General features: G+C 60.6%; 7 protein-coding genes and 2 rRNA genes. All 9 read left to right on the forward strand.

The window, feature by feature from the left end; all coding sequences use genetic code 11:
- The first annotated feature begins 4 nt into the window (after positions 1 to 4).
- Positions 5 to 1,156, forward strand: a complete 1,152-nt coding sequence (gene argJ / locus F562_RS0101810; protein ID WP_018155209.1) for a bifunctional glutamate N-acetyltransferase/amino-acid acetyltransferase ArgJ — start codon at positions 5 to 7, stop codon at positions 1,154 to 1,156.
- 14 nt (positions 1,157 to 1,170) lie between these two features.
- On the forward strand, positions 1,171 to 2,091 hold the full coding sequence (argB, locus tag F562_RS0101815) for an acetylglutamate kinase (protein WP_018155210.1): 921 nt from the start codon (positions 1,171 to 1,173) through the stop codon (positions 2,089 to 2,091).
- Complete coding sequence (locus F562_RS0101820; protein WP_018155211.1) at positions 2,088 to 3,296, forward strand: acetylornithine transaminase; 1,209 nt, start codon at positions 2,088 to 2,090, stop codon at positions 3,294 to 3,296. The genes argB and F562_RS0101820 overlap by 4 nt, the downstream gene beginning before the upstream one ends.
- The gene (argF, locus tag F562_RS0101825; protein ID WP_018155212.1) at positions 3,296 to 4,237 is read left to right on the forward strand and encodes an ornithine carbamoyltransferase; all 942 of its coding nucleotides are present in this window, start codon (positions 3,296 to 3,298) and stop codon (positions 4,235 to 4,237) included. Before F562_RS0101820 ends, argF begins: the two co-directional genes overlap by 1 nt.
- On the forward strand, positions 4,234 to 4,734 hold the full coding sequence (gene argR, locus F562_RS0101830; protein WP_018155213.1) for an arginine repressor: 501 nt from the start codon (positions 4,234 to 4,236) through the stop codon (positions 4,732 to 4,734). Before argF ends, argR begins: the two co-directional genes overlap by 4 nt.
- Positions 4,731 to 6,179, forward strand: coding sequence for an argininosuccinate lyase (gene argH / locus F562_RS0101835; RefSeq protein WP_018155214.1), 1,449 nt, complete (start codon positions 4,731 to 4,733; stop codon positions 6,177 to 6,179). Before argR ends, argH begins: the two co-directional genes overlap by 4 nt.
- Positions 6,176 to 7,435, forward strand: coding sequence for a tyrosine--tRNA ligase (tyrS, locus tag F562_RS0101840; RefSeq protein WP_018155215.1), 1,260 nt, complete (start codon positions 6,176 to 6,178; stop codon positions 7,433 to 7,435). Before argH ends, tyrS begins: the two co-directional genes overlap by 4 nt.
- Before the next feature lie 364 nt (positions 7,436 to 7,799).
- Positions 7,800 to 9,327 (forward strand): 16S ribosomal RNA (locus F562_RS0101845).
- Positions 9,328 to 9,746: 419 nt separating this feature from the next.
- Positions 9,747 to 12,864 (forward strand): 23S ribosomal RNA (locus tag F562_RS0101850).
- Together the 16S and 23S rRNA genes form the textbook arrangement of a ribosomal RNA operon.
- Positions 12,865 to 12,951 lie beyond the last annotated feature (87 nt).

Here is a 12,951-nt window from a genome sequence, read left to right on the forward strand (position 1 = left end):
TGACATGAGTGTGACTGCTGCCCAAGGCTTTCGGGCCGCCGGAGTGACTGCAGGGCTCAAGCCCAGTGGTCGGCCAGATGTCGCACTTGTGGTCAACGACGGGCCGCAACGATCTGCGGCCGCGGTGTTCACCAGTAATAGGGTCGAAGCGGCGCCCGTCACCTGGTCGAGGGAGACCGTCCGCGATGGCCGCCTCGATGCGGTGATTCTCAACTCTGGAGGCGCCAATGCCTGCACGGGTGCACCGGGGTTCCTCGATACACATCGCACGGCGGAGGTCGTGGCCGAGACGCTCGCGATCTCATCGGCCGATGTTGCCGTGTGCTCGACCGGTCTGATTGGCGAGAGGTTGCCGATGGAACGGCTTCTCGCGGGAGTCGACTTGGCAGCGGCTCAACTCGCGACATCCGGTGGGCGTGATGCCGCCACGGCGATCATGACGACCGACACGGTGGCTAAAGAAGCGCGGGTTGATGGAGCGGGATTCACCGTAGGAGGAATGGCCAAAGGAGCCGGGATGCTCGCCCCAGCCCTGGCGACGATGCTTGTTGTCGTGACAACTGACGCCGAAGTGGAGCCCGGCGATCTCAGCACGGTGCTCAGCGAGGCGACTGCAGTGAGCTTTGATCGCATCGACTCCGACGGTTGTCAGTCCACCAACGACACGGTGCTGTTGCTTGCATCGGGAGCCTCCGGCATCCGACCTTCTCGCGAAGAGCTCGCTGCCGCTGTCACGGCCTGTTGCGCTGATCTTGCCCGGCAACTGATTGCCGACGCCGAGGGCGCCAATCACGACATTGCGATCGAAATCCGCAGCGCTGCAACGGAATCGGACGCGCTTCTGGTGGCTCGGGCGATTGCGCGCAACAACCTCTTCAAGTGCGCGATCTTTGGCAATGACCCGAACTGGGGCCGCGTGGTGGCCGCAGTCGGGACGACGGCGGCGGAGTTCGATCCGGCCCTACTCGACGTAGAGGTCAACGGCGTACAGGTGTGTCGAGGGTGTGGTGTGGGAGAGGACCGCGCGCTGGTCGACCTCACGCCACGCGAGGTGCACGTCGTGGTCGACCTGCACGCCGGTGAAGAGTCGGCGACGGTCTGGACCAACGACCTCACCCACGACTATGTCCATGAGAACTCCGCATACAGCACCTGAGAAGGCGTGAATCGATGACGACGCGCGACACCGAATCCTTTGCGGCCGCAGCCCTGAAGGCGCAAACCTTGGTGGAAGTCCTGCCTTGGTTGGAGCGCTTCCGCGATGTACTCGTCGTGGTGAAGTACGGCGGCAACGCCATGACGGACGAGCACCTGAAGGAGGCCTTTGCGGCGGATATTGCCTTCCTGCATTACGCGGGCCTTCGGGTCGTCGTGGTGCACGGCGGCGGGCCGCAGATTCAGCAGATGCTCGACCGCCTCGGGATCGAGAGCGAGTTTCGTGGCGGCCTCCGCGTGACGACGCCTGAGGCCATGGACGTCGTGCGGATGGTCCTGACCGGCCAGGTCTCTCGCGAACTCGTCGGGCTGATCAATCAGCACGGGCCGCTTGCGGTGGGAATGTCGGGGGAGGACGCGGCCTTGTTCGGTGCCCGTCGTCGGCAGACTGCAGCGGACGGCTCCGCCATCGACCTCGGCCTAGTGGGTGACGTGGAGTCGGTTAATCCCGAATCAGTGCGGGACCTCTTGGATGCCGGACGCATCCCCGTGATCTCGTCCGTGGCCCCCGACTTGGACCACGACGGGGCGGTCCTCAACGTCAATGCCGATACCGCGGCAGGCGAGTTGGCCCTGGCGCTGGACGCCGCGAAGCTGATCGTGCTTACTGACGTCGAGGGCGTTTATGCCAGGTGGCCAGACCGCGACAGTCTGATGGCCCAGATGAGCCTGGCCGAGGCGGCTGACCTGGTCAAGACGGTCGATGCCGGAATGGTGCCAAAGCTCGGCGCGTGCATCCGCGCTGTTCAAGGCGGAGTTCCGCAGGCCCACGTCATCGATGGCCGAGTCGCGCACTCGCTCCTGCTCGAAGTCTTCACGAACGAAGGGATCGGAACCATGATCCTTCCCGACGAGGCAACAAAGGACAGCTCATGACCACGCCTGAGGCAACCCCGCAGTCGGAGCAGTGGCTCGAGCGTTATGCCCAGAGCGTGCTCGGAGTGTTTGGAACTCCACCGCTCGTGCTGTCCCATGGGGAGGGGTGTGTGGTGCACGACATCGATGGGCGGCGCTATCTCGACCTGATCGGTGGGATCGCTGTCAACGCCCTCGGGCACGGCCATCCGGCCTTGGTCGCGGCGGTGAGCAAGCAGGTGAGTGAGGCGCTGCACGTCTCCAACCTGTTCACCAGCCCGGGTCAGATCCGGCTCGCGGAGCGACTGATCGAGATCGCGGACGCACCCAAGGCCTCGAAGGTCTTCCTTGCCAACTCCGGCGCGGAGGCCATCGAGGCGGCGATCAAGCTGTCGCGGCGTACGGGCCGGACCGAGATCATCGCCGCCGAGGGCGCCTTCCATGGACGCACCACCGGAGCGCTGGCGCTGACCCACAAGCAGGCATACCGGGAGCCTTTCGAGCCATTGCTTCCTGGCGTCGGCCATGTCCCGTACGGCGACATCGACGCGTTGACCTCGGCGGTGTCGGAACGCACGGCCGCCGTTTTCCTGGAGCCAGTGCAGGGCGAGGCCGGTGTCATCGAACCCGCCGTTGAGTATCTGCAGGCAGCGCGTGCGCTCACTCAGCAGCATGGTGCGCTGCTGATCATCGACGAAATCCAAACAGGCATCGGGCGTACGGGCCACTGGTTTGGCTTTCAGGCCTCCGGGATCGTGCCTGACGCCATCACGGTCGCTAAGGGCCTGGGCGGGGGAGTGCCGATTGGTGCGTTGGTGACCTTCGGGCAGGAGACCTCAGATCTGCTGACCGCAACCCAGCACGGCACCACGTTCGGTGGCAACCCGCTTGCGGCGGCGGCCGCGCTGGCCGTGCTGGAGACCATCGATGCTGAGAATCTTCGCGAGTCGGCCATCGCGCGCGGCACGCACTTGAGCGACAGCGTCCTGGCGCTTAACCATCCGCTCGTGACGGGAGTCCGCGGCGTTGGCCTGTTACGCGCTATCACCTTGCGTGAGCCGATCGCTGCTGCCGCGGCGGGGGTCTTACGCGAGCAGGGGTTCTTGGTGAACCCGGTGGCACCAGACGCACTGCGCCTGGCTCCGCCGCTGATCATCTCCGACACCGAAATCGACAGCTTTGTCGCGGCGTTCGGCCCAGCCCTCACCTCATGCGGAGCTCCATAATGCGCCACTTTCTGCGCGATGATGACCTCACGCCGAGCGAGCAGAGCGCCGTCCTTGATCGCGCGATGGCGCTGAAAGCGCAGCCTTTTAGCCAACGTCCGTTGGAGGGGCCGCGCGCGGTCGCCATGATCTTTGACAAGCCCACGTTGCGGACCCAGTTGTCCTTCTCGGTGGGCATCGCCCAGCTCGGAGGCTTCCCGATGGCTGTCGACGGTGGTCTTGCCCAGATCGGGACGCGGGAGTCCATCCCAGACGTCGCTCGGGTCGTGGGTCGCCAAGTCGCGGCGTTGGTGTGGCGCACATACGACCAGAAGCGACTTGAGGAGATGGCGGCCCACGTCGGCGTGCCGGTCGTCAACGCCCTCAGCGATGACTTCCACCCGTGTCAGATCCTCGCCGACCTGCTGACGATCCGCGAGCACCAGGGGGAGCTCGGGGGACTGACCATGGCTTATGTCGGAGATGCCGCCAACAACATGGCAGCCTCTTACCTGCTTGGCGGCACAACTGCGGGTATGCACGTCCGCGTGGCGGGCCCGCCCTCGCACCAGCCTCCTGCTGAGGTTCTTGATCGAGCCCACGAGATCGCCACGCAGACAGGCGGATCGGTGATGGTGACGGACGACCCCGTCGCTGCTGTGATGGGTGCCGATGTGGTCATCACGGACACCTGGGTGTCGATGGGCGCGGAGCATGAGACCCAACAACGCAAGGGCGAGGGGTCGCCATTCACCAAGTTCAGCCTCGACCAGGAGCTGGTGAGCCATGCGGCTCCAGCGGCCACTGTGCTCCATTGCCTGCCCGCATACCGGGGCTATGAGATTAGCGCGGAGGTGCTGGATGGCCCACAGTCTGCGGTGTGGGACGAGGCAGAGAACCGTCTCCATGTCCAGAAGGCGTTGCTCGCTCAGTTGCTGGAGTGGCACAAGGATGCGACGTGATTGCGCAGACTCGGGTGGCTCGGCACCAACTGATCGCGGACATCATCCAGCGGGAGTCGGTGCACTCCCAAGTCGAGTTGTTGAATCGGCTAGCCAACGAGGGCGTTGAGGTCACACAGGCAACTCTCTCGCGTGATCTTGGCGAAATCGGAGCTGAGAAGGTCCGCCATGGCAGGCGCCTGATCTACGCAGTTCCTTCAGACGGGCCGGAGCGTGAAATGCGTTCTGGCGCCGACGGATTGACGAACTCCGACAGCCGGCTGCGCCGGGTGCTGACCGAACTGTTGGTCGACGCCGAAAGCAACGGTCAGGTCGTTGTCGTCCACACCCCGCCGGGAGCAGCGAACTTTCTCGCGTCGGCAATCGATCACACAGCCCTGACCCCGGTGCTTGGCACTGTTGCCGGTGACGACACCATCGTGATCATTCCGCGTGCCGGGCACACGGCCGATGATGTGGCAACCCTGTTGCTCGCCCTATCCGAAGGAGAAGCGTGACCACCCCACCCACCGATCAGCCCACGGCGCTTTGGGGAGGGCGGTTCTCCGGCGGCCCGGCAGGCGCCCTCGCCGCATTGTCGAAGTCCACCCACTTCGATTGGCGCCTTGCACCACAGGACATCGCTGGCTCCCGGGCGCACGCCCGAGTGCTCGCCGCGGCTGGACTTCTAGATGACGAGACGTTGGCCGCCATGCTCGCCGGCCTTGACCGGCTTGAGGCCGATGTGCATTCGGGGGCCTTTGTGCCTGCTGCCTCTGATGAGGACGTGCACACGGCTCTGGAGCGGGGCCTGATTGAACGCGCGGGGCAGGAGGTCGGTGGCCGCTTGCGGGCTGGGCGTTCACGGAACGACCAGGTGGCCACGCTGTTCCGGATGTATCTGCGCGAGCACGGCCGCGTGGTCGCTGGCCTGCTTCTGGACGTCGTCGATGCCCTGACGGGCCAGGCTGACACGCACCTTGGTGTGGCGATGCCGGGGCGTACCCATCTGCAGCACGCGCAGCCGGTTCTGTTGTCGCACCATCTCCTCGCCCACGCGTGGGCGCTCCTTCGTGATGTCGACCGCGTGCGCGACTGGGACCGCCGTACGGACGAATCGCCTTATGGTTCAGGCGCTCTCGCTGGATCGTCGCTGGGGTTGGACCCCGAAGCAGTCGCAGCCGAGTTGGGGTTCTCGCGCTCGGTCGACAACTCGATCGACGGAACGGCGTCCCGCGACTTCGTCGCCGAGTTCTCCTTCGTGTCGGCAATGGCGGCAGTGAACATCTCCCGCATCGCCGAAGAGGTCGTGCTCTGGGCCACCAAGGAGTTCTCCTTCGTGACGTTGCATGACTCGTACTCGACCGGTTCGAGCATCATGCCGCAGAAGAAGAACCCCGATGTGGCTGAACTTGCGCGTGGGAAGGCGGGACGTCTCGTAGGGGACCTGGCGGGTCTGATGACGACGCTAAAGGCGCTTCCGCTGGCCTACAACAGGGATCTTCAGGAGGACAAAGAACCGGTATTCGACGCCGTCGACACCCTCGAACTGCTGCTCCCTGCTTTCGCTGGCATGCTCGAGACTCTGACTTTCCATGCTGAGCGTCTTGAATCGCTTGCCCCTCAGGGCTTCTCGTTGGCCACCGACATCGCCGAGTGGCTCGTACGCGAAGGTGTGCCCTTCCGGATCGCGCACGAGCTGGCGGGCGCGTGCGTCCAGGCCTGCGAAGAACGGAACATCGAACTGTGGGATCTGAGTGACGCCGACCTCGCGGCCATCAGCGATAGCCTCACCCCTGGGGTGCGCGAGGTCTTGAGCGTGCCGGGCTCGCTCGCCTCCCGCTCGGCCAAGGGCGGCACTGCACCAGATCGGGTACGAGAGCAGTTGGCTGATGTACGTGCGCGGGCCGAGAGCCTGCGCGCGTGGGCAGGCAACACGGACGGAAGGGACGACCGACAGTGAGCAAGGTCTTCGACGAACTGCAATGGCGTGGCCTGGTGGCGCAGTCCACCGATGAGGCCGCCTTGCGGGAAGCAATAGACGGCGGACAGGTCACCGTCTATTGCGGGTTCGACCCCACTGCGGCATCTCTGCACATCGGACATCTGGTCCAGCTCATCGTCCTTCGGCACCTGCAACGGGCCGGCCACCGGGTGATTTGTCTGGTGGGCGGCTCGACCGGGCAAATCGGCGACCCTCGGCCCACTTCAGAGCGGGTGCTGCACACCAAGGAGCAGACCGCTGAGTGGGTGGCCTCAATCCAAGAACAAGTACGGCCGTTCTTGGATCTGGAGGGGGACAACCCCGCCGTCATGGTGAATAACCTGGACTGGACGGCGCCGATGAGTGCGCTCGACTTCCTCCGCGACGTGGGTAAGCACTTCCGGGTCAACTCGATGATCAAGCGCGACATCGTCGCGCGGCGCCTGGAGTCCGATCAGGGGATCAGCTACACCGAGTTCAGTTACCAGTTGCTGCAGGGTCTGGATTACCTCCATCTCTACCGGACGTACGACTGCACGCTTCAGGTAGGTGGGAGCGATCAGTGGGGCAACCTGCTGAGCGGAGTTGATCTCGTCCACAGTGCCGAAGGAGCGCGTGTTCACGCGCAGACCACACCTCTCATCACCGACGCTGAAGGCCGCAAACTCGGAAAGTCCGAAGGCAACGCGCTCTGGCTCAACGGGGACCTGATGAGCCCGTACGCCTTCTACCAATACTGGCTCAACACCGAGGATGCCGTCGTCATCGACCGCATGAAGGTCTTCACCGACCTGAGTGCCGCGGACATCGGCGAGTACGAACACCAGGTGGCTGATGAGCCGTTCCGACGAGCCGCACAGCGTCGCCTAGCCACTGACGTCACGACCCTGGTCCACGGTGCTGAGGCGACGGCCGCCGTGGAGGCGGCGTCAGCTGCATTGTTCGGCAAGGGTGACGTCGGCGTGCTCGACGAGCGGACGCTGCTGGACGCGACTGCAGAGCTGCCAGGAGGACCGGCTGACGCGGGGGACACGATCGTTGACGTCCTCATCAAGACGGGCGTCGCAGACAGCCGAAACGCGGCCCGTCGCTTGCTGTCTGACGGCGGAATATCCCTCAACAATGCCAAGCTCGCCGACCCCGACTACGCCCTCGAGGAGGGCGACTTCCTCCATGGGCGCGTGGCGCTCATCAAGCGGGGCCGGAAGCATCAGGTCGCGGCCCGTCGGGGGTAGCGACCCCGATTTGGTGTGGTCGCGATCGGTGCCGTAGTGTTCTCTTTGTCGCCGCAAGGAGGCACGGACAGCCGCCAGGCTGGCCGGTCCACGGATGACACTCCATTGGATGGCTGGGACTCCAGCACATCAGTGGGCCCAACACCAAGAGCGAAGATCCTCACCAGTTTGACGAGGGTGTCGCACTTCGGGTAAGTTGGGCGAGTTGCTCACAACCACAGAATCTTGCAGATTCAGGTGCGCGTGGGTGCATGTTTTTTGAGAACTCAACAGCGTGTCGAGTGATTGATGCCAAATGTTTGTTTGGTTGATCATTGTGAAACTTTTTTTGTTTCCGTTGATTCGGCCGGGTTTTTGATTTTCTTTTTTGGAGAGTTTGATCCTGGCTCAGGACGAACGCTGGCGGCGTGCTTAACACATGCAAGTCGAACGATGATGCGGTACTTGTATCGCGGATTAGTGGCGAACGGGTGAGTAACACGTGAGTAACCTGTCCTTGACTCTGGGATAAGCCTGGGAAACTGGGTCTAATACTGGATATGTCTGCGTGCCGCATGGTGCGTGGTGGAAAGATTTTTTGGTCAAGGGTGGACTCGCGGCCTATCAGCTTGTTGGTGGGGTAGTGGCCTACCAAGGCGATGACGGGTAGCCGGCCTGAGAGGGTGACCGGCCACACTGGGACTGAGACACGGCCCAGACTCCTACGGGAGGCAGCAGTGGGGAATATTGCACAATGGGCGAAAGCCTGATGCAGCGACGCCGCGTGGGGGATGAAGGCCTTCGGGTTGTAAACTCCTTTCGCCATTGACGAAGCCCTTCGGGGTGACGGTAGGTGGAGAAGAAGCACCGGCTAACTACGTGCCAGCAGCCGCGGTAATACGTAGGGTGCGAGCGTTGTCCGGAATTATTGGGCGTAAAGAGCTTGTAGGCGGTTTGTCGCGTCTGCTGTGAAAGCCCGGGGCTTAACTCCGGGTCTGCAGTGGGTACGGGCAGACTAGAGTATGGTAGGGGAGACTGGAATTCCTGGTGTAGCGGTGAAATGCGCAGATATCAGGAAGAACACCGATGGCGAAGGCAGGTCTCTGGGCCATTACTGACGCTGAGAAGCGAAAGCATGGGGAGCGAACAGGATTAGATACCCTGGTAGTCCATGCCGTAAACGTTGGGCGCTAGGTGTGGGATTCAGTCTATGAGTTCCGTGCCGCAGCTAACGCATTAAGCGCCCCGCCTGGGGAGTACGGCCGCAAGGCTAAAACTCAAAGGAATTGACGGGGGCCCGCACAAGCGGCGGAGCATGCGGATTAATTCGATGCAACGCGAAGAACCTTACCAAGGCTTGACATGCACCGGACGATCGCAGAGATGTGGTTTCCTTTTGGGCTGGTGCACAGGTGGTGCATGGTTGTCGTCAGCTCGTGTCGTGAGATGTTGGGTTAAGTCCCGCAACGAGCGCAACCCTCGTTCCATGTTGCCAGCACGTAATGGTGGGGACTCATGGGAGACTGCCGGGGTCAACTCGGAGGAAGGTGGGGATGACGTCAAATCATCATGCCCCTTATGTCTTGGGCTTCACGCATGCTACAATGGCCGGTACAGAGGGATGCGAGACCGTGAGGTGGAGCGAATCCCTTAAAGCTGGTCTCAGTTCGGATTGGGGTCTGCAACTCGACCCCATGAAGTTGGAGTCGCTAGTAATCGCAGATCAGCAACGCTGCGGTGAATACGTTCCCGGGCCTTGTACACACCGCCCGTCAAGTCACGAAAGTTGGTAACACCCGAAGCTCATGGCCTAACCAGTTTTCTGGAGGGAGTGGTCGAAGGTGGGACTGGCGATTGGGACTAAGTCGTAACAAGGTAGCCGTACCGGAAGGTGCGGCTGGATCACCTCCTTTCTAAGGAGCACTCCTCATGTTCGCCTCCGTTGTGGGGGTGGGTGTGGGGTTTGTTGTTTTTGCTCGTGTGGTCATGTCCGGTTGTCGGGTGTGAGCGCGGGCGTGGATAGATCATCAATCATGGTGCCTGGTTGTGGGTGCTGCTGTGGGTGAGTACGCCTGGTCCTGCTGTTGTGGGGTTGGGTTGGAAAGCGTGTGGTGGTGTTCGCTGGTTGGGTGTCGACACGTTGTTGGGTCCTGAGAGAACATGCGGACCAATTCTTTGCGCTTCCCTTGTGTTTTGTGGGGGGTGTGGGGGTTGGTGTGGTGTTTTCTTTGTTGTGCGTTTCGCATGTGTGGCTCATGGTTTGTGGGTTGTGTGTGTGGGGTGTGTGTTGTTTGAGAATTGTATAGTGGACGCGAGCATCTTTGTTTTTTGTGTTCAAGTTTTTAAGAGCACATGGTGGATGCCTTGGCACCAGGAACCGATGAAGGACGTAGGAATCTGCGATAAGCCTCGAGGAGTCGATAACCGGACTGTGATTCGAGGATTTCCGAATGGGGAAACCCAGCACCCGTCATGGGGTGTTACTCGCGCCTGAATATATAGGGCGTGTAGAGGGAACGTGGGGAAGTGAAACATCTCAGTACCCACAGGAAGAGAAAACAACAGTGATTCTGTGAGTAGTGGCGAGCGAAAGCGGATGAGGCTAAACCTGTTTCGTGTGATACCTGTCAGGGGTTGCGGAGTGGGTGTTGTGGGACGTGCATTGCTGGTACTGACATGCCGGCGCGGAGTGATAAATCGTGCGCATAGGTGAAGCGTTTTGAAGGGCGCGGCGTAGAGGGTGTTACCCCCGTAACCGAAATGTGTGTGACTTCGTTTGTGTGTTCCCAAGTAGTACGGGGCTCGTGGAATCCCGTGTGAATCTGGCAGGACCACCTGCTAAGCCTAAATATTCCCTGGTGACCGATAGCGGACTAGTACCGTGAGGGAAAGGTGAAAAGTACCCCGGGAGGGGAGTGAAATAGTACCTGAAACCATGTGCTTACAATCCGTCAGAGCCGGCCCTTGTGGTGGGTGATGGCGTGCCTTTTGAAGAATGAGCCTGCGAGTTAGTGCTCGGTGGCGAGGTTAACCCGTGTGGGGTAGCCGTAGCGAAAGCGAGTCCGAATAGGGCGTTTGAGTCGCCGGGTCTAGACCCGAAGCGGAGTGATCTACCCATGGCCAGGTTGAAGCGCCGGTAAGACGGCGTGGAGGACCGAACCCACTTAGGTTGAAAACTGAGGGGATGAGCTGTGGGTAGGGGTGAAAGGCCAATCAAACTCCGTGATAGCTGGTTCTCCCCGAAATGCATTTAGGTGCAGCGTCACGTGTTTCTTACCGGAGGTAGAGCTACTGGATGGCTGATGGGCCTCACCAGGTTACTGACGTCAGCCAAACTCCGAATGCCGGTAAGTGAGAGCGTGGCAGTGAGACTGCGGGGGATAAGCTTCGTAGTCGAGAGGGAAACAGCCCAGATCATCAGCTAAGGTCCCTAAGCGTGTGCTAAGTGGAAAAGGATGTGGAGTTGCTGTGACAACCAGGAGGTTGGCTTAGAAGCAGCCACCCTTGAAAGAGTGCGTAATAGCTCACTGGTCAAGTGATTCCGCGCCGACAATGTAGCGGGGCTCAAGCACACCACCGAAGCTGTGGCTTCCGCATTTTACCCTAGCCTTCGTGGTTCAGGGGTGCGGTTGGGTAGGGGAGCGTCGTGTAGCGGGTGAAGCAGCAGCGTGAGCTAGTTGTGGATGCTACACGAGTGAGAATGCAGGCATGAGTAGCGAATCACGGGTGAGAAACCCGTGCGCCGATTGACTAAGGGTTCCAGGGTCAAGCTAATCTGCCCTGGGTAAGTCGGGACCTAAGGCGAGGCCGACAGGCGTAGTCGATGGATATCCGGTTGATATTCCGGAACCGGCGAAAGACCGCTCATATTGAACCAGGTGATGCTAACCACCCTAACCCGTGTCTTAGTTCCTTTCGAGGGACGGGGCGTGGGGGTGCGTGGGACCCGATCTTGTAGTAGGTAAGCGATGGAGTGACGCAGGAAGGTAGCCTCCGCGTGGCGATGGTTGTCCACGTCCAAGAGTGCAGCCCGATGCCATAGGTAAATCCGTGGTGTCTTTGGGTCAGGCTTGATGGTGACCACATATGTGGGAAGTAGGGTGATCCTATGCTGTCGAGAAAAGCTTCTAGCGAGGTCTGAGCCGCCCGTACCCTAAACCGACTCAGGTAGTCAAGTAGAGAATACTAAGGCGATCGAGTGAATCGTGGTTAAGGAATTCGGCAAAATGCCCCCGTAACTTCGGGAGAAGGGGGGCCTTCCACCTTGAAACCCTTTACGGGTTAGGGGTGGGGGCCGCAGAGAGCAGGGAGAAGCGACTGTTTACTAAAAACACAGGTCCGTGCGAAGAAGCAATTCGATGTATACGGACTGACGCCTGCCCGGTGCTGGAACGTTAAGGGGACCGGTTAACACCTTCGGGTGTGAAGCTGAGATCTTAAGCGCCAGTAAACGGCGGTGGTAACTATAACCATCCTAAGGTAGCGAAATTCCTTGTCGGGTAAGTTCCGACCTGCACGAATGGCGTAACGACTTCTCCACTGTCTCGACCACGAACTCGGCGAAATTGCATTACGAGTAAAGATGCTCGTTACGCGCAGCAGGACGGAAAGACCCCGGGACCTTCACTATAGCTTGGTATTGGTGTTCGGAACGGCTTGTGTAGGATAGGTGGGAGACGTTGATCCCCTCGCGCCAGCGGGGGCGGGAGTCATTGTTGAAATACCACTCTGGTCGTTTTGGGCTCCTAACTTCGGACCATGATCTGGTTCAGGGACAGTGCCTGGTGGGTAGTTTAACTGGGGCGGTTGCCTCCTAAAAGGTAACGGAGGCGCCCAAAGGTTCCCTCAGCTTGGTTGGCAATCAGGTTTTGAGTGTAAGTGCACAAGGGAGCTTGACTGTGAGACAGACATGTCGAGCAGGGACGAAAGTCGGGACTAGTGACCCGACGGTGGCTTGTGGAAGCGCCGTCGCTCAACGGATAAAAGGTACCCCGGGGATAACAGGCTGATCTTGCCCAAGAGCTCATATCGACGGCATGGTTTGGCACCTCGATGTCGGCTCGTCGCATCCTGGGGCTGGAGTTGGTCCCAAGGGTTGGGCTGTTCGCCCATTAAAGCGGTACGCGAGCTGGGTTTAGAACGTCGTGAGACAGTTCGGTCCCTATCCGCTGCGCGCGGAGGAAACTTGAGAAGACCTGTCCCTAGTACGAGAGGACCGGGATGGACGAACCTCTGGTGTGTCAGTTGTCCTGCCAAGGGCACGGCTGATTGGCTACGTTCGGAAGTGATAACCGCTGAAAGCATCTAAGCGGGAAGCACGCTTCAAGATGAGGTTTCCAACACCCTTTGGGTGGAGAGGCTCCCAGCAGACTACTGGGTTGATAGGCCGGACGTGGAAGCACAGTAATGTGTGTAGCTGACCGGTACTAATAAGCCGATAACTTGACCATAATTAACCATAAGAACAAAACAAAGCATGAATACGCGTCCACTATACAATATCTGAAACAACACACCACAACACCAAACCCCCCGTA

This window comes from Demetria terragena DSM 11295, from assembly GCF_000376825.1.
GTDB classification, from domain to species: Bacteria; Actinomycetota; Actinomycetes; order Actinomycetales; family Dermatophilaceae; genus Demetria; species Demetria terragena.